Source organism: Pedobacter sp. AW31-3R (assembly GCF_052180285.1).
GTDB lineage: Bacteria > Bacteroidota > Bacteroidia > Sphingobacteriales > Sphingobacteriaceae > Pedobacter.
The window spans coordinates 5,423,325-5,450,099 of record NZ_CP197475.1; the positions used below are offsets into that span (position 1 = coordinate 5,423,325).

Sequence of the window (26,775 nt, forward strand, 5' to 3'; positions counted from 1 at the left end):
CAGCAACCAGAACTGTTATTGTACCTTTTCATCAAAATCTAAAGTGTATTTTAGAATAAGTAACCAATACTGGTCATAAAGTTCCTGGGTGTACCCGGAAAAACACGGTTATAATCATATCCACCCATCCAGTGTGTTTTATCGAAAATATTGTTGAAGTTCACAGCCATCTTAAACTTATTCACAGAATAAGAAAGCGCTGCATTCACCAATGCGTAAGCCGGCAATTGCAGTGTCTCCTCCAGGGTATTTCGCTTGGTTACATAATTCGCTCCGAGAGCCAGTCCGAGACCTTTAGTCTTTAATCCTGTAAAGGTATATTTAGCCCAGATATTTCCTTGTGAACGGGGTGCATTGGCCATCAGGTCACCAATATCAGAGGAGACTGCACTTTTTGTAATGATCGCTTTGTTATAGGAAAAATTAGCAAGAATACTAAGATTACGTGTGAGGGAACCATAAATATCAGTTTCCACACCGGTTGCCCGCTGACTTACCGGACGTAATAAATCCTCGTTATCCTCATCAAGTGCATTTACCAACACATTATCCTGCTCAATTCTGTAAACGGCTACGTTTACCGCCAAACGTTTTTCCAGCAATTCCATTTTAAAACCACCCTCAAGCATTTTACCATCCAGCGCTTCAAAAGGACCTCCATTATCAGCATTTGTACTAATAATAGATAAGCCCTGTGGCTGGTAACTTTGCGTATACGTACCATATATACTCAAAGCCTCAATTGGCGTATACACCATACCGAAACGCGGCAGGAAAGCAGATTCCTTAACTTTTTGCTCCTCCTGCTGATCCAAATTCAATACATCCACATAGTACTCTTTTCTCAAACCAATCAGCACCTGCAGATTTTTCCATTTGATCTGGTCTTGCAGGTAAACGCCATTTACATAGTATTTTGTAGGGGTGAACTCATTCGCTTCAGAAAGGCTAAAATATTCGCTGATTTCAGAGAAAGAATAATCAGGATTGGTCAGGTCAAAATGCGGGACATTAGGAACAGGCATTCCGTCTACGATCAGGTAATTTGCCGAATTTGCAGGACGATAATTATTGATGGCACCGGTATTGGCCGCATTACGGTAACCTCTTGCATTAAAAGCCGAATTGTTATCTTTAGGTTTCAAACTTTGAATGAAATCATAACCGGCTAATAAATTATGGCTGACCTCTCCCGTATTAAATGCATAAACACCATATAAAGTAAGATTGTCAGTATTGTATAAGGTCTTTCTGCGCGTGGTACGCATTCCCATCAGGGTAGGGATCTCATTTCCTAAAGCATCTACGGCATAATTGTTAGAAGTTCTGTGTTCCAGCAAATCTTCTTTATACATCGATTTCATATAAGAAGCATTCAAAGAGATCTTATCTGATACTTTATGCTGAATGGAAATGGTAGAAAATAAAGTAGTCTCATTCAAAAAGTCATTGTCCTTCCCGATAGCAAAGGAAATTGGAGTCGTGTATAACGATCCTTGTCCCAATCCTGCTGCTTCTCCAAACGTAGGCTGTCCACGGTCCAGGCGACCATTTGTCCTGGAATACATCAGTTCAAAATTCACTTTAGTCTTGTCATCAGGAATAAATGAAAAAGAAGGGGCAATTACAATATCTTCTGTTCCCTGCAACTGCCGGAAAGACCCTGCATTCTGGTAGGCCAGGTTTAAGCGGTATAAGAAGGTCTGGGAGCTATCAATTGGCCCGGTAAAATCACCCGTAACCCTGGTGGTATTGTAACTTCCTGTCGACAGCATAACCGATTTTCGGTTCTCATGAAGTGGTTTCTTGGTCACCATATTCACGGTTCCTCCGGCATCGGTATTGGCAAAAAGAGCGGAAGCAGGACCTTTAATCACCTCCATCTTCTCAATATTAGGCAACAGTGAAGAACTCCATCCCTGTGAAATATTGCGCAGCCCATTTAGCAATGAGTTTGAAGTCCGGAATCCCCTGATCACGAAATCATTGTCATAGCTGGAAAAAGCATTCATCCCACTCACATTCTTCAGCAAGTCGATAGTCCTGAAAGCCTGCTGATCTTCCATCACTTCTTTCGTTACATAACTGATTGCCTGCGGTACATCCCTGAGCCTGGTTTCTGTCTTTGTCCCAGAGAAAGATCCGCCATCCTTGAAAGAACGCTCTTTCCTTCCTGTGATCTCTACATTCTGTAGCTGACTTCTATCTTCCTGTAATACCGCATGAAATCCTTTTAAACTTCCTGCAGTTAAGTCTGCATTTCTGACTTTCGTCTGAAAACCTATAAAACTGAACCTCAATGCATATTTGCCTGATTTCAACTTTAGGATATAATGACCCGACTGATCAGTCCTGGTACTTATTTTCTGATTGTCTATCCTAACGGATACATTGGGAATAGGTACCCCTTTTTCGTCTTCAACCTGTCCCTCTATAGAGACCTCGGTCGTGACTTGTGCTACTGCCGATTCCACCGGCATCCCCAACTGGAACCCAACTAAAGTCAGGATTCCGCACCATAAGCTTCTGCTCTTTGACATCTTGTTTATAATTAGTATAAATTAAATAGTGCCGCAATATTATGGAAAGCGGGGCTGATATCAAAATAATTGTTTAAACACGCAGTGTCAGGCAAGACCACAAAAACAATTAAAACACTATATTACAGCACAATACTATTGATAATACATCTAAATAAAAAGATCAATGCGATACAGCCGAAAGGGCGGCATTTTTTGGGAAGCCGTTTTAGAAATAAAATTACTGATTAAGCCATTCTTTGAAGGCATCGGCCCTATCCTCGCTAACGATCACCTCTGTTACATCAACGGGCGCCGGAGAGAGCTTAATCCGCACCCTGTTCCGGGAAAGTTTATACATCTCACTGATCGCATTGATATGGATAATAAATTTGCGGTTAATCCTGAAGAACACCTCATGGTCCAGCTTAGGTTCCAGGCTGGCGATGGTTTCTTCAAGAACGTAATTTTGCTGCAGGCGGGTAACCAGAAAAAGGTACTTGCCGTCGGCCATGAAATAAGCAACCTGGTCGGATGGGATAGATTTAATTAATTTACCAGCTTTCACCATAAAGCGGTGCTGTATCGTGGCTACCTTAGAAAGAACGGGTACATCCGTATTCGTTTGACGGATACCACTTAGTTTATTCAGGGCATGTCGTACATCTTCCTCATCAAAAGGTTTCAGCAGGTAATCTATTCCCTGATTTTTGAAAGCCTTTAGTGCATACTGATCGTATGCCGTAGTGAAAATAACAGGACTACTGATATTGGTCTGCAGGAAAATCTGGAAGCTTTCCCCATCCCCCAAGTGGATATCCATAAAAAGAAGGTCAACAGTGTGCTGTTGTAACCAGCCTACAGCAGATTCAACAGTCCCCAACACAGCGATCACCTGGATATTTGGATTGATCTGTAGCAGCATATTCTGCAGGGTGGCTGCAGCCAGTTCTTCGTCCTCAATAATCAGTACATTCATGCGCTAAATCCTTAGGGGTAAATGTAAAAAAAAACTCCGGCACGTAAAACATGCCGGAGTTGGAAAATAGAACTGATTTATTGGTGTGTGTTGTAAATCCTATATAAAATAATTAAACAGCCTTACTGAAGGTTCGGATTGCTGGATATAGCAGATTTAGGAAATCTCAAGGTATATCTTGGATCGTTTTTTTCCAATGTATAATCAACTTCCTCTACACGATGTGTAATTTTAGGCTGGCCATATCTTCTCAGATCATACCAACGATGACCTTCAAGCGCGAATTCTTTCTCTCTTTCACTGATAATTTCCTTTAACAGGTCTGCATCAGATAAGCTTTCAATCCTTATTTTCTCTGTAATAAAGTAAGCTGGCTTCAAACGCTTTGCTGTAACTGCCAGCAGGCTTTGCAGTGCCAATCCTTTATTCCCTGATTGCAATGCAGATTCTGCCTGGATGAGATACAGTTCAGCATTCCTGAAAGAAATTTTCAATGCATCAGAAGAACCTTTATTTGAAACATAATCCCCACCGCTAAAGCTAAAATAAAGTGGGAAACGAAGATCATTCTCCTGGTTATAAATACCCGTTAAATGTGATGAGATATAACTTGAATTGGAGATGATATTATTGAAGGCATTTTCCATCGACATGATATTCTCCACGGATAAATAATTATTTGGCAAACGTGTTGACGTATTTAAATCCTCCAGCTTGTTATTCAATGCTAAACCAGCTTGTGCTGCAGCAAGAGAATTTGCCCATTCACCTTTGAATTCATATACTCTTGCCTTTAATGCCAGCGCTGCACGGGTAGTAAAACGATAATTTTTACCTGATTCATAAGTCTCCACATTCAGAAATTTTTGCCCCTCAGTAATATCCGAAAGAACCTGAGTATAGACTTCTTCTACGGTTGCAGGAATATAGTTATGCTCCAGATCCAGCTTAAGCGCTATAGCAATTCCACGATCGGTTGCCGCAGTTGCATTCTGATATGGCTTGGCATAAAGATTTACCAGTTCAAAATGACAGTAAGCACGTAAAAGGTAGGCTTCACCCTTCATTTGTTCCGTTAACGCATTTTTTCCCGCTCTGTTTTCCACTTCCGAAATAACTTCGTTTGCATAAAAAATTGTATTGTAAAAAGCCAGGTAAGGAAATTCAAATGTCACAGCATCCGGATCGCTGTCTTTCCATTTATAGATGTCCCGTAATCCTGGATAGTCGTTTCCGTATTCATTCAGCGTCAATTCATCCGTACGGGCTGCTAACAGCGACTTATGGGTAGCAAAATTATCATAAGCTGATGTTAGTAAAGCTCTGAAATCCTCTGCTGTTGTTGGAATTACCCTTCCTACAGGTTCAATATCTAAATATTTTTTGCAGCCACCCAGGGTAACCAGGATCAGTACTACTGCAAGAATTTGTATAATCTTTTTCATCAGTATATAATTTTTTTTAAAGGTGATGAAGCTATCATTGTTCTTTATTTGCATTCAAGAACTCGCAAGCTCCGTTTTCATGACTATTTGTAAACGGTAGGTGCATGATGGCTTCATCAGTGATTAAATTTTGTCTCTTATTAATTTACCATTAAAATGTTGCATTTAAACCAAAAGAGATACTTCTCGAAATCGGTTGAGCATAGATACTTCCATAGGTCTCAGGATCAAAGAACCCATCATGACCATTGCTGAAAACAAACAGGTTTCTCCCCTCAATGCTAAACCTTAATGTATTCGCTCTGATTTTAGAAGATATTTTTGCCGGTAAGGTATAACCAACACGCATACTATTGATGCGTACATAACTCATTTTCTTAGCGAAGATATCCAGATTGCGGTAAGAAATTACCGGATCACCTGAATTCAACCAGTCGTAAGCCATCCACCTGCTTCCATCACCAGTATTCCTTCCAATAATTGCAGGCATATTGGTATTGGTATTTTCTGCAGTCCAGGCATTTAGAATATCTCTCGAATAATTCATCCCACGATCTACCAATGAAGGATTATAATTTGAAGAGTTAATCATCATCTGATCAATATTAAAGATTGCTGATATGGAAAAATCAATATTACGATACCTGAAACGGTTAACTAACCCTCCTGTATATTTCGGATCCCTGTCACCTGCATAAGTATATAAATTCTGGTAATCTTTACCTGTCAATGAAGTACTGGTAAATTCACCAGGGAAAAAGTCAGCATATGGATCATACAGTTTATAAAAATTCTCTAAAGACACGACTTGTCCGTCTTTTACAAACTGGGGAATACCATTCGCATCCAGTCCGGCAGTTTTTAATACAAATAAAGCATTTACAGGATACCCTTCTCTTGATGCAGTATATTGATTATCACGAACTTTTTCTTTTAGCACTTTGCTCCTGTTATGTGCTATATTAAAGTCTGTAGACCATAGGAAATTCTTATTGCTGATGTTTCTTGTGGAAATTGTGAGTTCCAGTCCTTTATTCCGAATCCTGGCAAAATTAGAATTTGTAAATTCAAAACCATTCTCCAGTGACAATTCCTGAATACCAATCAGGTCTTTACTGTTCCTGTTGTAGTAATCAAACGTTACCTGCACTGCATTTTTAAATAAGCCCAGGTCCAATCCGGCATTAAAAGTAGTGGTCTTTTCCCAGCGTAATTTATTGTTTGGCGGACTTGTGACCACAATCGTAGTTTCATTTCCACCCGGCAGTATAGAAGTAGTGTTATATGCACCAGTAACAAAAGGAGAGGTATTTTTATCAATATTTCCCTGAATACCGTATGAACTTCTTACGCGAAGATTAGAAATCCAGGAAGCTTTTTTAATGAATTCCTCTTCACTCGCATTCCAGGCTCCGGAGAAGGAGTATATGGGCAAATATTTATACTTCGGATCTACACCAAACAAATCCGACCCATCATAACGAACACTTCCATAAGCGGTATACTTACGGTCATAAGTATATGACAGTGTTGCATAAAATGAAGCAAATGCATTTTCAGACATTTCTTTCTGATACGTACGGAAGTTTGCATTTTTAGCAAAATCAGCATTCGGGAATAAAATATTCTGATTTGTTAGTGTCCGCTCGTCATAACCAAAACCCTTTGTGAACAAATTTTCATTGTTATTTCTTCTCAGCTCGGTACCTGCAAGTGCTTCAACCTCATGCTTATCATTGAATACTTTTCTATAGTTCAGCATGCTTTTCCAGTTATATTGGAAAAAGGAAGTACGCTGATTTTGAATAATCCCTCCTACTGGCAAAAAGAATTCATAGGTTTTACTGGTAGAATTATAATAACGGGTACTTTGTCTTATTTTCCTGCCAAAATAACTATCAGCAGATCCATATTTCTCATTTCCTGTTTCTTCAAACTGAAGTCCCAATTCTGAATGCAGGTTTAAATCCTTTGTAATTTGATAATCACCAGTGATGATACTTTTTACACTTTTATTAAATAAAGTATATCTTGTATTCTCACGTTCTTCTATGACATTAAAAGGAATCAGTACGTCACCAGAAAGGTTACTGGAACCAAATATGTCATCATCATAACGAAAGCTGCCATCAGCATTTCTTATGGTCTGGTAAGGATTTACATTTCTGGAATAACGGGTAGGACTCGTGAAGGAGTCTGCATCGCTAAGGAAGCTTTTACGGTCCGATTTGGAAGCAAATACGGCTGCTCCGAATTTCAGTTTTGAGCTTATCCTGTAATCAGTTTTCAGCGTCAGGTTATAACGCTCCAGACCGGTACCAATAACAGTACCTTTCTCATTGTAATAACCACCAGATAAATAATAACTAGCCTGGTCATTTCCACCCGACAAACTCAAGCTATACTGCTGATTCAGTGCCGTCTGATAAAGTTCTTTACCCCAGTCTGTATGGTTCTGACGCAAGTTATTAATTGCTTGTTGTGTACCAGTGCTTAAACCTGAAAAGCCATTTGCCCTGTAATTCGCCAGCTCATTGTTTGCATTCAGTATCCTCGTTACTTCACCCTGGTTATTGCGGTAAGTAAGGTCTTCCCTTGAAGCCAGACCCAATTCAAAATCAACCTTCTCCGTTGAATTCATGAGGTTCAGCCTGTCGAAATCCGGACGTTCAGAAAAGAAAGTATTTGCACTGAAATTAATCGCTACAGGTCCTGTTTTTCCTTTTTTGGTCGTAATCACAATCACCCCATTTGCAGCCCTTACCCCATAAATAGCTGTCGCTGCCGCATCTTTTAAGATCGTGATATCTGCAATATCATCAGGGTTAAGTCCTGCAATAGGCAGGTTACGCAACTCATTAATGTTATCCTTATCAAAAACATTTGGCAGGTTCGTGCCTTCCAAAGGGATTCCGTCCAGTACCCATAATGGATCCTGACTACCGTTCAGCGATACCGTTCCTCTGATACGGATTTTCGGAGCTGATGACGGCCCACCACTTAAGCTGGTCACAGATACCCCTGCAACCTGGCCTTCCAGCATCTGGTCGATACCTGAAACACCTGCCTGACGGATATTTGCATAATCAACTACGGCAAGTGAGGTCGTGTTCTTACGTTTTGCGGTCGTGGTGTAGCCATTAACGATGACCTCCCCAAGGGTATTCTCATCGCTCACCATTGAAACTGTGACTTTCGTTTTGTTAACGATATTGACCAGCATGGAATTATATCCCAGGTAACTTACCCTCAGAGAAGGTGTACCTTCAGGAACGGCAAGCGTAAATTTACCATCTGTATCCGTCACCGTTCCGATAGCTGTATTTTCTATCATGCCGGCAACTTTACTTTTCTCCCCGATGGTCGCTTTATCTACATACACCGAAGCTCCCGGGATAGGTTTACCCTCCGAATCCAGCACCTGTCCGGTAACGGTTGTTTGTTTTTGACTAAATCCTGCAAAGCTCAGGCTAAGCAGAAAAAGTAACAATAGTAAAGGTTTATTCATTTGTGTGTGGTTTAGTTTATTTATATATTATTTAATATCAAGGCTCTGTCCAATTCTCAGTATCAAGTCCTGATAATGGTTTCTGGTGGCCTCATCCCCCTTATCCCTATTTTTCTTCAGCAGTGTGAAGATCTGCAAGAGCTCTCCACGTTTAGCCGGAGCCACTTCTGAAACACGGCTCATGGAAGTCACATGGATATTCCGCAGCTCCACATTCGCTTCAAGACCAAGGTCGCAGGTCTGCGGTAAATTATTCTGCAGTGACTTCTTACTTACTTTATCGAGCATCTTATCTGTGCTGACCAGTAATACATCTACGTAATTTTGCTGCAACATGCGTTCAGTAATGGAAAGCCCTGCCCCTTTCATTGTTTTACCGAAAACCGACTGGCGTACTTCTTTAAACAAATCGGCCATGGTAAAGACTTTGTCGCTTCCCATCATCACTTCCATTTCCAACATCCTCAGCAATCGCTCTTCCCCCATTAAACTATACAGCAGGCTATACTGAAACTCACGTCTCATATTATACGGACCATACTCAAACGGACCAAGTGGGGTATCTTTCACAGGGAAAGTCTTCTTCAGCAATTCCTTGTCAAACAACCATTCCGGCATTGTGAATACATTGTCTTTGAGATAATCAAGTGCGGCATGCTGCACCTTTACCGGTACGGCAGTATAGGCATCTTTGTGATCGCCACTTACCGGGTTCTCCAGGTAGTAACCACCAATATTCGCGGCTACATGTTCTGCATATGTCTGGTATTGGAACAAGGCTGCCATATATAACTTACCCGCCTGGTAATAATCCTCACCATCTTCGGCCGACCAGCCCGCAATCTGCGGAATCAGCCGCTTTAGATTTGCCAGGCCATAATTGCTCGCTTTAACAGCATCATCTCCCAGGTCTTCCGACTGCGCGCGCGGATCAACAATATTCATTGAATTCTGCTGTTCCCCATAATGGTACAGCGGATCATCGGCATGTGCCTTTATCCAGTTTTTCAGCACGGGGATCTCCTGGTGCGGATCAGCCACATCCAGCCATCTGTATCCCCATTCAATTGCATATTTATCATATACACCAATCTGCGGGGTAATATTGGTCACCTGATCTTCCGGCTGCGCCACATAATTAAAGCGTGCATAATCCATAATCGAAGAAGCAGTTCCACCCATACGGTTCGTAAAAGAAGCCGAACGCAGGGAATCTACCGGAAATGCAGCCGAAGCCCCCATATTGTGCTTTAAGCCCAGGGTATGGCCAATTTCATGTGAAGACACAAAACGTATGGCATGTCCCATCTTATCGTCTGATAATTTATTTTTCCGCGCCCCTGTATCGATCACACCGGTCTGCACACGCATCCAGGACTGCAATGAAGTCATCACATTGTGCCACCAGATCACATCCGATTCCAGGATTTCCCCTGTACGGGGATCAACCACTGCCGGCCCCATCGCATTGGACTTCGGTGATGCCGCATAAGTAATTTCCGAATAACGGATATCATCGCCATCATAATCTGCAGTATCTGTCACTTCCCTTGCCTGGATTGCATTTTTAAATCCGGCCTTTTCAAAAGCCTTCTGCCAATCCTTCACCCCTGCAATAATGTGTGCTCTCCATTGTGGAGGCGTTGCAGGATCTATATAAAATATAACGGGCTTAACCGGCTCCACCAGCTCACCCTTCAGGTAGCGGGCACGGTCTTCCGGTTTAGGCTCCATGCGCCAGCGTGTCACCAGCTCACGGGTTTCCATTTTATGCTGCTGATCAGAAAAATACCATCTCGGTGTGCTGAAAAACCCGACCCTGTTATCTGCGAAACGTGGTTTCATCGGTATTTCAGGCAATTGCAGCAGGTTTGTGGTCACGGTGATACTGATAGGGATACTGCTTTGTCCTTCTGTAACCCGTGTACTCAGCAAGGCGCGTACAACAATATTCTGCGGAAAACTTTTAATGCGTTCTATAGACGACAATGCGCTTTTAGGGGAAGTCCCCAGGCCAACATCGGTAAAGACATCATTGAAGCTTTTTTCTGTCCCATCAAAAACTTTGTTCATCTTCAGCACTACAGCAGAAGAATCGGGTGAGTAGGCCTCAATCTTAAACGACTCAATCACAGAGCCCGTAAAATTATCATTCACAGATTGTGTAATCGCATCACCTGCAACTGACTCCACCTGCGGAACAATCGTTTTCACCCATACAGTCCCCGCAAGTTTATTCCTCGAAAAACGGATCACCTTATTGTCAAAGTTCATCCCTTTATTCAGGCCGGTTTCATTCAGGGCCAGAGGTACAGAAGAGATCTTGTTGACCAATAAAAAGTCTTTCCCCATCAATACCAATGGGATTTCGAAATAATAGTCTGTACCCACCTGGTGTACTTTAAACAAACCTTTCAGGGTAGTCGCTTTTTTCAGCAACTCTGAATAACTTTTCAGGCTTTTACCTGTGCTGTCCTTATCTTTCTTTTTAGCGGTATCAGCCAGTGTTTTTTTACCTAATTGTCTCGGAAGTTTTTTGGAGGATTGAGCATTGCCCACAGTACAAAATGAAAATAAGAACAGTACTATAAAAGCAAATTTCAAAACATTTGTATTCAAAATCATGCTCCAAAATCCTGCTTAGTTCTCATATTTTAAAATTATTAAAAGCAAAGCCGCGGTTTTAGGGAGTGAGGCCGCTGTATTAAGGAGTGAAAGCATCTTTAATTACAGGTAAAAAACACATATAGTTACCATTCTCGATGCCATGGCGAATAGCATAGTCGCCAAAATGTGCATAAACTTGCTGCAAATAATTCAGCCCCTGTTTACCCGAATCCTTGACATCATTCCGGGGCTGAAGGTTATTCGTCACCACAATTCCATTGCCTGCGCTTTGGATGCGGATATGTAAAGGTTTTAATTTGGAGACCACATTGTGCTTCACCGCATTTTCAACCAGTGTCTGTACACTCATAAACGGAAGGTAGGTCTGGTTATGTTCCTCATTGACTTCAACCTCTAAAGAACCCAGGGCATCCCCAAACCTAATTTTCAGTAAAAAGAAATACTCCTTGGCAAAAAGAACCTCTTTAGAGAGTTTCTCGAGCCCGTTTGGCGAAGGATCCAGCACATAGCGGTATACCCTTGACAATTTCACCACAAACGACTTCGCCAGTTCCGGCTGTTCCTCTATTAAGCCATTCAGGGAACTTAAAGAATTGAAGAGAAAATGGGGATCGATCTTTTCTTTTAACTTGTCCAGCTGCAGGAGTGCATTCTCCTTCTGCTGCCGTTCGGCAGTCAGGCTTAATGCCTGCTTCTCCAGCGACAACTCCTGTCTCTTCATCTCTGCCTGCTGCCTCAGCATAAACTCCTTCTGCCACCTGGACTGTGCAAAGGCAATCAGGAATAGCACAATCAGGGCTGTAGAAATAAACATGACAAACACAGCCCTTTCAATCGCCCTCACATCTTCATCTACTGTAAAAACCGGAGTATCCACCACCATGGTCCATTTCATCGGACCTATTTCGATAGGCGTATAAAAACGGAATACGGGAACTTCCAGATAAGAAGAATTGGTAATCTCATAACTGCTGATACTATCGGCTATAATTTTAATCCCATTCCCCCTTAAAGGCAGGGGAGCCTGCTTACCGATCAGGCTTTCCTCCTGGTTGGTAATATAATAGCCTTCCGGATCTACAATAAATGCATATGCCCTGGCAGAACTATCCACACTATACCAGTAATCCTGCAACTCTTTCAGGTTAATATCAATCCCGAAGACTATGGTAGAAGCATCTGCTAATTGCTGTTTCGCTGCCGGCAACCAATGCAGCGAGTCTTTTACATTGATCAGCGTCCCCCTATCGTTCAAACTATCTTTCAACAACAATTGCTTTTTCATCCATTCCTGCTGATAGGCAAGGGGTGGGTGTTGCGTATACACCTGCCCTGTTTTACGGAGCATCCGGTATACCGTATCCCTCCCTTCCGCTAAGGCATACCAACCTGTATGTATCTTTGGATGGCTAAGTAATAAGGCTCCAACCACTCTTTCCGCCTTATAGAAATCCTGTTTAGACCTCAGCTGCGGGAGGATGGTCTCCACATCATTGACTCCCTTCACAAAACCATTGAACTCATTTTTAATGATGGTCGACTTCAGACGGAATGCCTGTGTCGCCATATCAATGCTGATCAGCTTTGTCCCCTTACTGAACTTGCTGGTCATATAAAACCCGATACCCGAAAAACAAAGCAAAATCAGGATGCCAATGGCAATGAAGTATTTGGAATTATAAATGCTTAGTTTCATGGACGGCAAAGATAGTTAGCCGGATCGATTAAATGGAAATACCTGAAAAGCATTGAGCCGTTGCTGCATCCACAAACAACGGCTTAACAATTAACTATTCACCACTTACTAACTTTGAAGAAAATCTAGGGTGTTTTTATAATAAGTTGATAATTAGGTACAGACGTCCTATCTCACCCCAATTATTTTTTTTTAAATGACAATTCTTTTTGCAACGGCATCACCGGAATTGCCCAGGAGATTGCCGGACCTCTATAGGTTGAATCAGCGGGCCTTCCAGGAAATTGACGGTCAGTAGTTTATAATCCCTCATATACTGGGTAGGCGTAATTCCGGTTATCCGCTTGAATTCCTTGATCAGGTGAGAATGGTCATAATAGCCCGCCTCATGGCCGATATAATTCAGCCTATCTTTATACAGTCCCGTTTTTAAAAATTTAAGAAAAACATGAAGCTTCACGATACTGCAATATTGTTTGGGACTTATGCCTACAACTTCAATAAATTTCCGTTCAATATGCCTCCTATTGTATCCGGTATACTGAACCAGCTGCTCTACACTAATTAATCCACGGTTTCTCCGGATCAAATCAATAGACACAGTGACTATAGGCTGAACGGAAAAAGTATGGTCGGCCAGCAGATTGACCAAAAAAGATTCCACAACCTGGATACGGTCTTCCACTGTAACCATCCTCCTTAAGTTGCGCGTAATTTCTATACCCAAAAAACCGAAGAGAAAAGAGAGGTCATAGACCCTGTTATTCAGCTCCGAAGATTCCAGTGCTACGATCTGATCCAGTCCGACCGGATGGAATACGATCACCAGGAGCGAAATTTCGTTATTACATAAAATATCCCTAAAATTAATAACCTGCCCATAAATGAATGCTTCCGGTAAATAATCGGGTTCACCGGAAGTTGAATAACCAGTGAACAGCCTGTTCTTAAAGGAGAAGACCATCCCTGTATTGCCATCAGGAAACAGCCGGAGCTTTCTGGTTCCCTGTGTCTTGCTCTCTAAAATAAGATAGGATTTAACAACTTTAGATAATGTTTTTGAAGGTATAAATTGCATATAAGAACATTTTGAAATGAAAACTTATTCGGCTTCCCAGTAATCTTCTAGCATACGGATGAACATCAAAGCCCCTTAACAACATACTCCACAAATTGTTATCAGCTATAAAATTTTGGCTTGTCCTCCTTACACCACAGTGAATATAGAGCTGTTCCACCCATAAACACTTGTACATATGCGACATTTAATATTCAAAAGTGATCCTATTTATTTCACGAATACGTCAAAATTATTTCACAGCAGAACTTACAGAAAATAATTATTTTAAAATATTTTCCCCGTCAGGAGTACCATATGAAATAAACTTAGGCAGTTCAGCCCATTTAAAAAACGAAATTCCGACTTCACATGAAGGAATACCTTTCCATAACCTCTCTGAAAAAGGTAATTCCAGCCCAACATTCCAGGTTAAGTAACTTATAAAAAAACATTGCTATATCGTTTTACTAAAACCATATATTTTTTTAGTAAAAGAATGTCGCCTTCTTACAATTTCATTAAATCAAAAAATTATTATAATTGTTGTCAAAGGCATTTCAAACCCCATTAATGTAATGCTAATCAAAAACAGTTATGCAAAAATCAAACTATCCCTCAAAGAGTGATGAAGAGCTGCTAGCACTCTTAAAATCTGGTGACAAACTTGCATTCGACACCATTTATTCAAGGTATTGGAAAAAATTATATGCAGAATCTTACAAAAGATTAAAAAACCACCAGCAAATACAGGAAATGGTGCAGGACATCTTTTCTGACCTGTGGGTAAAAAAGGAAACGAAGGACATCCTAAACCTGGAACGCTACCTCTACATGTGCACCAAATATCAGGTATTTGCCGTCTACCGTAAAGAGAAAAACAATCCTCAGTTTGAGGAACCTTTGGAAACCATGGCATACTACACGATCAATGCAGATTCGGTACTGAACGAAAAAGAATTAAAAAAATATGTCAGCATCTGGTTGCTGACACAACCGGAGAAAAGACGCGAGATCTTTCGTCTTAAGCATATAGAAGACCTCAGCACTTCTGAGATTGCTGCACATTTAAAGATATCGCAGAAAACCGTGCAAAACCAGTTGATCACTTCCCACAATAACCTGAAAGTATTCCTGAAAAAAATCAATTACCTCCTGAGCCTGCTCGCCCTCCTGATCAGATAGTTATCCCGATCAGGGTTTGGATTAGATCTCAGAATTACTTCCCAAAAATTTAACATAGAATATACATGGATAGAGTAAAACCATCTAAAACAGTATACATCAGAAAATCACGCCATCTCGGAATTTCAATCACCTTTGGCCATACTGCAAACCCAGACACCATCAGCTGGTCAGCCCCATTTGACCAGCTCGATGCGGACCTTGCTATCCATGGGGACCTCCAAAAATTATGTCGTTACCACATCCTTGCCTTCCGTTTGCAGAACGACCAATGGCTGGAACAGAAATATATGGGCACCAGCAACTGGTATTCAGTTTCCAGCTACCTGTCAAGAATTGAGAAATACATCAAAAAAACAATATTCTTCAAATACAAAACCGGCGCAATTGCAACAGAAAAATTTAAACTGCTGTACAAAGTAATTCCCGCCCCTCAGAAGAGTAATATATTCATCTACCTGACCAGCGAATGGTACAATCCATCCCAGCCCATCCCTGGGCAAAAAAAATACGGCTCTTTATCATATACTTGCTTCAATCATTATATAGCGATACAAATCAGGAGATATGGCACCGAAAAAGTAATAGAAAAAGAGGGCCATAACTTTAGGCGGAAATCAGCCAGGATGATCCAACACATGTTTAAAATCGGAGCCTATTACCAGGTGCTGGAAATGATTGAACTGATAGAAGTGTTCATGTCACTGAAGATTAACCTGATCGCAGCCGAAGTACTGAAGGAATAACTTATCCACATTTACCTCCAACAGCAATGACCAACTGAAAAAAATGCAAAAAAAACACCTCGACACCAAGGAAAAAAGAGGATTAAAACACCACCAAAAGACAACTTATCCACAATTCACAAAACACAACTACCTAACAAACAAATGCTTGAAAACAAATTGTTTATAAACACCATTTATTATCCACACCCAGCGAAAACCCCATTAAAAAGGAAGAAAAGGCTGCAGATAGCCATTTATACCAAAAGGCTTCTAGTGGCCTAAAAACGCTTATAAACTCATTACTAACCCCTTGTAATATGGCAAAAGACAATTTTCGCGATACGCTGTAATATAAGATACTAACACAGTTTTCCACACAGTTATCCACATCCTTATGGAATAAAAAAAATGCCCGAAGCGATCACAAAAATGCTGGCTATCAGAAGAACCTATATTAAACTATAGGCCTGTGCAAACTTCACTGCTTCATAATTATTCTTCAGGTTTAACTTGCTCCGGATATTCCTGCGGTGTGTATCGGCGGTAGTGGAAGAGATACAAAGTAAGGCGGCTATTTCTCCGGAATTTTTACCCAGGGCGGTATACTTCAATACTTCCTTTTCCCTTTTGGTCAGTTTCAAAAAGGAATTGTTGTTATTGCGCAGGAAATTAATTTCTTCCATCACACGGTTAACCTTACTGGTGATATGGTGGACAGGATCCAGCATTCCGGCAACAGTGATCAAATGTGTCGCCCTCCCATTTTCATCCCGATAGAAGACCTTGGTATTACTTACGTACATCTGCCACTCCTTTTGTAGCGGGACACGTACCTGCTGAAAATAGGAAACATGGTCATCAGTACCGCTTTTCACAATCTGAACAATCTTAGGCACATAATCATTACTGTCTTCTTCATTAAAGAAACGGATGTAATATTGTTCCTGGCTCATGTTCTGCAACTCTTCCAGCGTAGTGCCTATACGCTCCAGTCCGGGCTTATTCATGTAAACTATACTGAGGTCTTCCAGGCAGTGGATAATCAGTGCAGCAGGAAGGTAATCGGCAAACAGCCGGATATTTTCCAGGCGTTGCTCAAGTTCGGGATCAAGGGTAGGCTTATTCATTGTTGAGAGCGTAAGGATTGAGCGTTTAGGTAGGGTAAAAATACTTAAAGTTAAGTACTCTAACCTCTTTTTTTAATGATATTATTAAAAAATAATTAGCATTAGCAGATTGGATATTAAGCTTTTGTAAAATTAAAAATGTTAAATGATGAAGAGTAGAATTATACACCGTAATATTCCATCCAGACAACGAAGGAAAATGACAGGATTTTTGTCCCCCTACCCATATACCTTAGAGGACAGGCATAAAAAAAGCGGGATCCGCTTTAAAGAATCCCGCTTCCGCTAATTGAGGATCTGATTATTTCTGATCTTCTGTGTAGATCCACCTATTTACGGTATGATCGGGAGCTTCCAATACCACCTTGTAAAATGTTGACGGGTATTTCTTCACCCCGGCCAGAAAATGTCCGGCAGTTACAGGAACTTCAGCCAGTAGCTGGTATTCATCCTTACCCCCCTTGTTAAAATTATTGGTAGTCGTCACCCAAACTTTCACCTCGCCCTTTTCCTCCATGGCCTTCCAGCTGATGTCGATATTTCCCTGGAAATAGTTCATGGTTACTCCGGCAATGGAAACCGGGCCAATTAATGGCGTTCCATCCACTTCACGCCTTACCTCCTGAGGAATATCCAGGTGCATGAACCTCGCAATAGTCGGCATAATATCCACAATGGCAGGGTTATAATATTTCGCATAGGCATTTAAGTCCGGATAATTTGTCACCATCCAGGTACTACGCTGCCTGGGCGACTGTCCACCATGGTCTCTTCCGTCCTTTTCACCTCTTCCATGATCCGTTGTAATCACCAATAACCAGTCCTCCTTAAAGTGCTCTTTCCGGTAATTAATGGCTTCATAGATTTTCCCGAGTTGCTGGTCCAGTTTCAGTACCGCCGCTTCAAACTGTTCACTATCCCCATACATATGTCCCATATCGTCCGTATACTCCAGGTAGATCCATGACAGGTCAGGTGCATCCTTCTTCAACGTAGCTACAGCTTGTTTCACTACCTCTTCATCAATCTGATGCATAAAATCTCTTTTACGGTCATGCTTAAACCTCAGCGTATCCAGTTCATACCCATCAAAAAACTGGTCCACCTGTAAATTTCCTGCAGCAGGCAAATGATGGCCCATTAATTTGGTACGGTTATCTGTCCAGCTGGAAAAAACAGCTGTCTTTTTCGCCGGGAACTGATCTTTAAATATCCTGAAAATATTCTGGTAGCTGTAATTGGGCGCTTTGATATCATTATCCGGAACATTATGTTTATTCACCCAAGTTCCTGTCAGCAAACTGTTATAGCCAACAGCTGAAATCGTCGGCGTTTGGCTATACGTACCTTTTTCACCACCCACATACATCCTGGTATAACTACCATCTTTAATGATCCTGTTGATCTGGGGAAGGTTCATCCTTTCCAGTACATCCGCAGAAATTCCATCGGCAATCACAAACACTGTTTTCTGCTGTGCCCTGCCTTGCAGACCCAGCAATAGTAAACTCAATGATATTATTCTTTTATACATAACTATTAAGGTTTGATAAGCCACATGACACCATTGATATTATCCCCCTGCTCAAACTGTCCTGAAATCGCTTCGGAAACATGTTTTCCATTGCGTTGCAATTCCAGCGTTGGGTACATCCAGCGTTTAGGGATCATCTTGTTATTTAGCACCCCCTCACCTGAAACATCAAAAACAGGGAATCCCGTCCTCCTTTGTTCATAGAAAGGCTGCCATGAACTGTTCATAAATGAAGCAATATATTTCTGGGTAATGATACTTTTCAGTGGATCAACAGCAGGAAGCTGCGTCGCAGGTTGGGCCAGGTAGGTTGCGATAGTTGCAGGAGTAATTTTATAAAATAACATAGATGCCTCAATCCCTTTCTGGTAATAGCTAGCGGCATTACCGGTAATCCAGCCGCGAGAAACTCCTTCAGCCAGGATAAACTGAACCTCCGCATATCCAAGTCCTATACTGGGCTCATTCACCGCATTTTTATAAAACCTCGGGTTAATCTTTGACACCACTCCGGCTACCGTTTTGGAATTGTTTTCATTGACTGCATCGCTTCCATTTACCCCTCCATAGGCAGCAAAGTCAGTCGCTTCCAGATTGACAAACTTAGGCGCCTTATCAGCAAAGCTAAACAGTCTTGGGTCTTTCAGTCCTTTTAACAGGTCTACAAAAGTCTCATCCATATAAAAGGCCGTCTGTAAATCATTGTTATTGAAAAAAGGATACCGGTTATCCTGCAGGTCGTTATAAACCAACTGGGCATTGTCCCCATTTGAAGAAAGAAGGGGATACTGGGCAGGGTTGTTCACAATTTCTGCAAAACGGGTCTTCGGTGCAATCCGTGTATTGCTTTCCTTGAGGGAAAGGCTCATCAGTACCCTTAACGACAGGGAATTGATGGCGCGTTTCCATTGTTCCATACTTCCCCCATAAATGATATCTCCATCTACTGATGCGGTGTTATTTGTTATCAGCACGTTGGCATCTTTCAGCTCATTCAGGATACTCAGGTAAATATCTTCCTGTTGATCATAAACAGGTGCACTTATTCCGGCTTCTCCGTTCAGGGCCTGACTGTAAGGGATATCACCAAACATCTGGGTCAGCTGAAGAAAATACCAGGCCTTATAGAACTTCACCAGCGGAATATATTCCGGCCTGTTGTAAGAAACTGCTGCCTCTTCCATTTTTATCACCTGGCGTAAATTATTATAGACGTCAAAAGTACCTCTAGTCCATCCGTAATACTGAAAATTAGACACATTATCAGTAAACGCCATCTGCCTGCTGGCTAAGGCAACATCCAGACTGGAAGAATCGAATGCCTGCTGCGACACTGCAGAAAGCAACAATTGGGGTGGTGCCACCGTAGATTTATTCGGGTCTACCTGAAACTCACTGAATTTCTTACATCCGGCGAGCGACAGGATCATGCCCCCAAGAAATAGGATAATTAATCTTTTCATATCTGTTTAAGAATTAAAATTTAAAGTTTGCGTTGAAACCGATAGTTCTGGTAGATGGCGTCTGCAGGTTATCAGTTCCTGCATCCGGATCAACATTGGGCATTTTTGAGAACAGCAGTAAGTTACGGCCGACAGCAGAAAGTGTAATTCCTTTAACAAAAGATTTACCCAATAATTTTGAAGGGATCTGCCATGTCAGTGTCACCTCGCGCAGCTTTAAAAATGTTTGTGAGAAATAATTGTAATTATTATAGGCAGCGTTACTGGTATTGGTCATATAATCGATGTAATTCACCGCTTTGGTATTCGGTGCGAAGGTGCGGGTATCAGAGATCAATGTGCCATTTACGTCATATGTAGCCTCTCCGGAAGTAACGATCACGCCCTGGCCAACAAATGTAGACAGGTTATTATTCGCATCTACCCTGTACTGGTTAAGCGTCCCCGGATGGGTTCCTCCCCACCACATTTTCTGGTTGGTCGTAGAATAGATGGATCCGCCGATACGGCCGTCAACCAGGAACCTGAGCGTAAAACTTTTATAAGAAAATGAGTTTTCCAAACCATAGGTCCAGTCCGGATCGTCATCACCCACAGCACGCTGGAAAGTATCATTCAAAGGAAAACCATTACTGCCATAAATCACGTTTCCTTGCGGATCTCTCTGATAAACAGTGGTAAAAATTTGATCTACCCTGTCGCCACGCTGTAAATTACCCAATCTTTCCTCATCATTATAAATCTCCGTCAGATACCTGCGGTACTGACTCAGGTTGGCCGTCACATTCCAGTTGAAATGATTACCCTTTACCGGGGAACCTGACAAGACAAACTCCAGGCCTTTACGCTGATACACGTGACCATTAATAGTTTTGGAATCATAACCACTGGCCAGTGAATAAGGGATATTAACCAGGTTGTTGAAGTCACGCGTCTGGTAATAAGTAGCCTCTAAGCTCAGTCGGCTGTTGAAGAATTTCGTATCTACCCCAATCTCCCAGCTGTCAGACGTTTTTGGCTTCAGGTCAGGATTTGTAAGTGTCTCTCCAAAAGTTAAAGACGGAACATTCCCCCAGGTTACCCCTTTATCAAAAGTCGGCAGATAATCATAGGTATAATCATCATCATCATTCAACTTTCCGCTGGTTACACGTGACCATGATCCCCTTGCTTTTAAATAGGTAAACCACTGCGGCAATTTGGTCAATTGCGAAATAACCACAGCAGTACTCAGAGAGGGATAGAAGAAACTGTTGTTTTGCGTAGGCAGTGTAGAAATCTTATCGTTCCTTCCAGTTGCAGTCACATATATACCGCTTAAAAACTCCAGGTCCAATACGCCGTATACACTGCTGGTTCTTCTTTGTTCCTGGAAGTTTTCTCCCTGTATCGCATTGGAGGAATTACTCAGGTTATACAGGCCCGGGACATTCAGTCCATCCGTATTCGTTGACCCGTGATTATGGTTGCGGAAATAATTCGAACCACCTAACTGGGCATGGATTTTGAACTTCTCCGTAAACGTATGGTTATAATCACCAATCAAATCTGTCGCGATATCAAAGAAACTTCCCGTTTCTACGGTAAACTGTCCGCGGGATTTATCCCCATAACCAATATAACTTTTCGGTTCTTTAAACGTACGGTTTAAGGCGTAGGAATTCATCCCATTCCGGAACTGCACACTAAAATCCGAATTGATCTTATAATTGAAATTCAGTGATCCGAAGGTATTGTCTTTATCATATCCCCTCAGGAATTCATAGGCCTGAAAATAGGGGTTATTATAGTAAGAAGTATTGTAATTACGCTGCTGTAAGCCTTCCTGGCCCGGCACCCAGTAATCGCGAAGATCTTTCACGCTTACATCCGGTCCAGTCCATAAAATCAGGTTGTACAGGTAGTTGGTAGGGCCGTAACCGGTTTCAGGAAAATTATTGGTATACTGGCGGTTATAGCTTAACCTTGCATCCATGGTCAGTGCAGAACTCAGCTTGTAATTTCCGGAAAGGTTAAAAGAGGTATTCTGGAGATTGGTATTCGGCACAATCCCGCTCTGGTAAATATGTGAAGCGGAGGCCCTGTACGAGCCTTTGTCAGAACTCTGGGTTACACTGACGTTATTACTGGAAATCATCCCTGTCTTGAAGAAATCACTTACATTATTCTTTCCCCTGGAAAGGAAGGGCAATGGCACAAGTACTCCCGTAACCGGGTCAACGGGACTATTAAATTGTGGCGTTTCAAAAAAACCGCTTCCAGTTGTCGGATCAGGCTGGTCAAGTTTAGGCCCCCAGATCCATCCCGAACCCTCAGGCCCACCACCAGAACCATCTACATAAGTATATTTCCCTTTGAAACCCGCTCCATATTCGGTCTGCACCTTTGGAATACGGATAAAGCTGGGCTGGAATTCTGTCGAAGAATTCAGCTCCACACTCAGGTCTTTACCTTTACCCCTTTTGGTGGTAATCATAATGGCACCATTCTCTCCAATGGATCCATACAATGCAGAAGCATTCGCGCCTTTCAGCACACTCATACTTTCTACATCATCGGCATTGATCTTCCATAAATCGGCAGATTGGTCAGGTATACCATCAATCACAATCAGTGGCTTACGGCCCCTCATGGTGATCTGCGGATCGGAAAACAGGTCGGTAGAATTCTTAATATTTAATCCTGCCACGCGGCCGGTTAATGAACTGATCAGGTTGGGCTCCCTTGCTTTCACCAGGTCTTCCCCCTGTACTTCCTGTACAGCATAACCCAGTTTGGCTTTCTCTTTCCTGATTCCCAATGCGGTCACCACTACTTCAGACAAACCATTGGCACTTTCGTCAAGAACAACCGTAAAAAAAGCAGCTTCAGTTACCGGAACCTCTTTTTTATTGAACCCCAGATAGGAAAACACCAGCACATCACCTGTATTCGCTTTAATCGTGAAATCCCCTTGCTGACTGCTGGTTGTTCCGGTATTTGTTCCTTTTACCAAAATGGAAACTCCAGGCAATGCTCCTTTATTGTTATCCGTTACATGCCCTTTAATTACCCTGATGATATGATCTGACGGGGTTTTAACAGTCTCGGGTTTAATGATAATCCTTTTGCTCAGTGCCGTAAAACTAAAATTGGCTTTAGTGGAAAGCATTCTCAGGACTTGCTCCAGGTTACTTTTTGAAGCATCAATAGAAACTTGTTTAGATAAGAAACCTGATTGGTCTACACATACAATACTATAAGAAGTCTGTTTCTCGATCATTCCAAAAACAGATTGCAGGGACAGGTTATTTGCTTTCACAGAGCAGGGTATGGCTGAAAGCGTTGGCTCCTTGGCCTTATCCGCAGCAGCGTTTACTTTTATATTAATCGTCAGCGTGAGTAAGAGCAGCGTAAAAATGCTGACGCAGGTAGAAATAAAAAGTGTGTGTATCTTTTTTTTCATAAATTAGCTATTTCGTTATTTAAATATTCGATTGTTTCTTTGGCGATAAACTAACCGGCATCTCGTAAATGCCGGTTAATTCTTTTTTTAAGCTGAAGCCTTGCCTCTGCTTAGGTCATATTCCCATGATTTCTAGGTCATTCTTTAAGATTTAAGTATACTTTTTTATCTTCTATAGTGTAATTGATATTTCCTGTGGCTTTAATGGTCTCCAGGATATTGAGGAGTGTTTCATTTTCAAAAGTGGCATACAGACGCGTGTCCGCTGTATTCTGGTCAGAGAATATAATCTGGACCCCATACATCAGGTTAATCTTTTCCGCAGCATCACTCAGCTTTTCATTCTTGAAGACCAGCCTGTTGGTCATCCAGCCTGTAACAGCACCCCGATCCATATTGCGCTGGTAAACCTGGTGCGTCAGCCGGTTAACATAAAATTCCTGCCCCGGTTTAATGATATAATTATCTTCTTCATTGCCTGAGAGGCTAACCGACACCTTGCCCTCAATCAGTGACACGCGGGTAGATTTATTCCGCTGGTAACTGTTCACATTGAAATGAGTCCCTAAAACCTTAACCTCCAATAAGGAGGTATGTACTGTAAACGGCCGGTGCGGATTTTTGGAGACCTCGAAATAAGCCTCTCCCTGTAAATCCACGGTCCTTATGCCTTCTTCAAATTTTTTAGGGTATTTCAACCTGCTCTGGGGAGCCAGGTGGACTTTTGTGCCATCTTCAAGAAAAACAATTTTCTTCTCCCCTGCTTTAGTCGACAGCTGGACATACTGCACCTTCTTCTCATTCGGCCCGTAAAATTTCAACAGCAGGGTAGAAATCAATAACAATCCAGCAACAGAAGCGGCTATGCCATAGAATTTCCTTCTTGTGTTCAACCGGACAGGCTGATCCTCCGCCCTGATTCTTTCCCTGAGTTTAAGCAAAGCTCCCTCCGCCCCCACATCTTCCTTCCTTCCCGAAGAGGCTAACCATACGGTCTTGATCTCCTCAAAAATCACCTCATTATCCGGCGATGCGGCAATCCAATCTGCCAGAAGTTCATTTTCTTCAGTATTCGTTTGTTTTGACAGGTAACGGGTAATCAATAAATAACTTTTCTGCTCTTCCAAAATAATAATCGGTATATACAGGGAAGACGTAAATCAAAAGGCAGGTCATGACAACTTTTTTCGATTTAACAGAAGGGTAACAAGAGGAAAGAATTGTTAACATTGGGGTAATCCGGTAAGCGGACTGCGGAGCGCTGCGAGGTACAGGAAAGATCCCCTTTATAGAAAGAAACCCAATTGGAAAGAAAGCCAATGATTAGTTGGAGGTATCCGAAGCGCGGTAAGTTTCCTTCAGGAATTTGATAGAACGGTACATATGTGTTTTCACCGAATTGATGGAAATATTCAGAATAATGGCAATATCCTCATAAGTCAGGTGATCTTCCCTGTTCATCCTAAAGACAAGTTGCGTCCGTGCCGGCAATTGTGTGATCAGGTGTTCAATTTCGGCTTTCAATTCTTTGAATACCAATTGCTGATCGGGAATAAGATAATGTGGCATCACTTCATCTGCATCCGGTTCATACACCGTGATATTCTTCTTTCTGTAATAATCATGACAACGGTTCTTCAGGGCGATATAGAGAAAAGACACCAGGGAAGAATAGATCACCAGCGTTTTACGCTGCTGCCACAACTTAAAGAAAACTTCCAGGACAATATCCTCTGCTTCATCACTTGGATAAGGCAAAAGAACTGAGCAATAGCGCATCAGGCCTGGATAATACTTCATAAATAACCGGTCAAATGCTTTTTCATCTCCCTGCTGAATAAGGGAAAGCAATTGTCGGTCTTCATATTCTTTGTGATTCATAACGCTCATCACAAAGCTATTCTTATCATGTTAAGCCATCATTAAGGTTTAGAAACCATATGTACGGTTAGGCCTTCCCTGTTATGAATTTTGCAAATGGCCTGTATGTAGCTAATTTTTTTGCCGGTATACGTCTATTCTTTTTTAAATAGATACACCCCGCCACCCTGCTTCAGGGTCACCTGTTTATTCGCAGGATCAAATACCAGCACGATACCTGCCGGCGCAAACTTAAATTCATTTTCCTTCACTGCTTCCAGGGGAAAAGCAGCCTGGCCTGTAGCCTGGCCCAGTAATGTCGCTCCTTTCTTCGTAAACGTGATCTTGATCGGCAATTGCGTGGTGGTATAAATCCCCAAAAACTTATCCAGATCGGCTTCCTTCAGCGTAACCGTATTAAAATCCGGAACCTGGTAAGGTTTATGGTAATAGATGCTCAACATACCAATGGCTACATCATTTAAAGTCATATTGACACCATTGGATAAATAAGAAAACGCAAGCTTATCCTCCGGGAAATATCCTGCCTGTGACTGAAAACCATCTATTCCACCATTGTGGCCATAAGACTTCCGCTCATAAAAAGGAAAGGAGAACAGGGCCTTGCCATAACCATCCTCCATGGTTTTCATTTCATTCAGACTCTTCTCATTGATCAGCTTGCCATTGAACAAAGCCTCCATGAACTTATTGAGCTCTGTGGCCGTAGAAACCAAAGCTCCTGCCCCTGCGGGAATACTCATATCCGTCTCCGTGGCAGGCTTCCAGCCTTCGGCTTCCCATTTAAAGGAATTGACTTCATGGGCCAGGGGATTGATCTTGCCTCCATAATACGTCTCTGTTAAGCCAATCTTATTCAGCACACGGCTTTTCAGGGCTAAAGCATAGGGTTTCTTATCCAGTTTTTCAATAATAAAACCCAGGAGTACAAAATTGGTATTGCTGTATTCATGTTTGGCACCCGGCTCAAAAACTACAGGCACCTTAAAGCTGGCCAGCAGCTCTTCCTGTGTTACCTTTTGACTAAGCCTTGAACTGTAAGTAGAATCATTGGTGAAATTATACAAGCCACTGCTGTGGTTAAGCAGCTGTGCAATGGTAATTTTTGTGGCATTCGGAACCGATGGAAAGTACATAGACAATGGCGTGCTGAGCTTCAGCTTTCCTTCTTCAATCAGTTGAAAAATCATCACTCCGGTAAATACCTTGGTAATAGACCCAATCCGGTACCGGCTATGGATGGTCGCATCTGTCTTTTTATCCGCTGAGATCGTACTGTATCCTACAGCCCTTGAATAAACAGTTTTGCCATCCCTGGATAAAGCAACACTGATCATTGCCTTATTTTTACTGGAAATTACATCCAGGAGGCTGTCCATTTTTGCCTTATCAAAAGTCAGACCGGCACCATCTTGTGCAAATGAAGCAGGAATAAACTGTCCTGCAAGGAGGAATAAGAGTAAAAACTTGCGCATAATTGAAAGAATTTATTTTTATGATGATAAAAATAATTAAATGTTACAAGAAATGGGAAAGCCTTCTCAAAAGAGGCCATAATTCTCTGCCCATCCTCTTCCAGG

16 protein-coding genes are annotated in these 26,775 nt (G+C 41.9%); 2 read left to right on the top strand and 14 right to left on the bottom strand.

Annotated elements, in window-relative coordinates:
• Nucleotides 1-50: 50 nt before the first annotated feature.
• The 7 genes from ACSBL2_RS22250 to ACSBL2_RS22280 all read right to left on the bottom strand — a co-directional run bounded on the left by ACSBL2_RS22250 (nt 51) and on the right by ACSBL2_RS22280 (nt 13,853).
• Nucleotides 51-2,540: a TonB-dependent siderophore receptor gene (locus tag ACSBL2_RS22250; protein WP_442588761.1), complete on the bottom strand. Its 2,490-nt coding sequence runs from the start codon at nt 2,538-2,540 to the stop codon at nt 51-53.
• Nucleotides 2,541-2,760: 220 nt separating this feature from the next.
• Nucleotides 2,761-3,498 (bottom strand): LytR/AlgR family response regulator transcription factor, encoded by a 738-nt coding sequence (locus ACSBL2_RS22255; protein WP_442588762.1) that lies wholly within the window; start codon nt 3,496-3,498, stop codon nt 2,761-2,763.
• A gap of 122 nt (nt 3,499-3,620) precedes the next feature.
• Entirely contained in the window at nt 3,621-4,943 is a 1,323-nt protein-coding gene (locus tag ACSBL2_RS22260) for a RagB/SusD family nutrient uptake outer membrane protein (protein WP_442588763.1), read from the bottom strand.
• 151 nt (nt 4,944-5,094) lie between these two features.
• Nucleotides 5,095-8,451, bottom strand: a complete 3,357-nt coding sequence (locus ACSBL2_RS22265; RefSeq protein WP_442588764.1) for a SusC/RagA family TonB-linked outer membrane protein — start codon at nt 8,449-8,451, stop codon at nt 5,095-5,097.
• A gap of 27 nt (nt 8,452-8,478) precedes the next feature.
• On the bottom strand, nt 8,479-11,010 hold the full coding sequence (locus tag ACSBL2_RS22270) for a zinc-dependent metalloprotease (RefSeq protein ID WP_442588765.1): 2,532 nt from the start codon (nt 11,008-11,010) through the stop codon (nt 8,479-8,481).
• Between the two features lie 145 nt (nt 11,011-11,155).
• Nucleotides 11,156-12,775, bottom strand: a complete 1,620-nt coding sequence (locus ACSBL2_RS22275) for a histidine kinase (RefSeq protein ID WP_442588766.1) — start codon at nt 12,773-12,775, stop codon at nt 11,156-11,158.
• A 220-nt stretch (nt 12,776-12,995) separates the two neighbouring features.
• The gene (locus ACSBL2_RS22280) at nt 12,996-13,853 is read right to left on the bottom strand and encodes a helix-turn-helix domain-containing protein (RefSeq protein WP_442588767.1); all 858 of its coding nucleotides are present in this window, start codon (nt 13,851-13,853) and stop codon (nt 12,996-12,998) included.
• A 576-nt stretch (nt 13,854-14,429) separates the two neighbouring features.
• Between ACSBL2_RS22280 and ACSBL2_RS22285 the strand changes: the two genes are divergently transcribed.
• Nucleotides 14,430-15,017 (top strand): RNA polymerase sigma factor, encoded by a 588-nt coding sequence (locus ACSBL2_RS22285; protein ID WP_442588768.1) that lies wholly within the window; start codon nt 14,430-14,432, stop codon nt 15,015-15,017.
• Nucleotides 15,018-15,082: 65 nt separating this feature from the next.
• Nucleotides 15,083-15,763, top strand: a complete 681-nt coding sequence (locus ACSBL2_RS22290; RefSeq protein ID WP_442588769.1) for a hypothetical protein — start codon at nt 15,083-15,085, stop codon at nt 15,761-15,763.
• 431 nt (nt 15,764-16,194) lie between these two features.
• Here ACSBL2_RS22290 and ACSBL2_RS22295 read toward each other — a convergent pair whose 3' ends face one another.
• The 7 genes from ACSBL2_RS22295 to ACSBL2_RS22325 form a co-directional block, all read right to left on the bottom strand.
• Nucleotides 16,195-16,872: a LuxR C-terminal-related transcriptional regulator gene (locus ACSBL2_RS22295; protein WP_442588770.1), complete on the bottom strand. Its 678-nt coding sequence runs from the start codon at nt 16,870-16,872 to the stop codon at nt 16,195-16,197.
• 301 nt (nt 16,873-17,173) lie between these two features.
• Complete coding sequence (locus ACSBL2_RS22300; protein ID WP_442588771.1) at nt 17,174-18,406, bottom strand: alkaline phosphatase family protein; 1,233 nt, start codon at nt 18,404-18,406, stop codon at nt 17,174-17,176.
• A gap of 5 nt (nt 18,407-18,411) precedes the next feature.
• Nucleotides 18,412-19,869 (bottom strand): SusD/RagB family nutrient-binding outer membrane lipoprotein, encoded by a 1,458-nt coding sequence (locus ACSBL2_RS22305; protein WP_442588772.1) that lies wholly within the window; start codon nt 19,867-19,869, stop codon nt 18,412-18,414.
• Nucleotides 19,870-19,882: 13 nt separating this feature from the next.
• Entirely contained in the window at nt 19,883-23,314 is a 3,432-nt protein-coding gene (locus ACSBL2_RS22310; protein ID WP_442588773.1) for a SusC/RagA family TonB-linked outer membrane protein, read from the bottom strand.
• 137 nt (nt 23,315-23,451) lie between these two features.
• Complete coding sequence (locus ACSBL2_RS22315; protein ID WP_442588774.1) at nt 23,452-24,441, bottom strand: FecR family protein; 990 nt, start codon at nt 24,439-24,441, stop codon at nt 23,452-23,454.
• Between the two features lie 196 nt (nt 24,442-24,637).
• Entirely contained in the window at nt 24,638-25,195 is a 558-nt protein-coding gene (locus ACSBL2_RS22320) for an RNA polymerase sigma factor (RefSeq protein ID WP_442588775.1), read from the bottom strand.
• A gap of 134 nt (nt 25,196-25,329) precedes the next feature.
• Nucleotides 25,330-26,670 carry a serine hydrolase domain-containing protein gene (locus tag ACSBL2_RS22325; protein ID WP_442588776.1) on the bottom strand — a complete coding sequence of 447 codons (1,341 nt, stop codon included), beginning with the start codon at nt 26,668-26,670 and terminating at the stop codon, nt 25,330-25,332.
• Between the last annotated feature and the right edge of the window lie 105 nt (nt 26,671-26,775).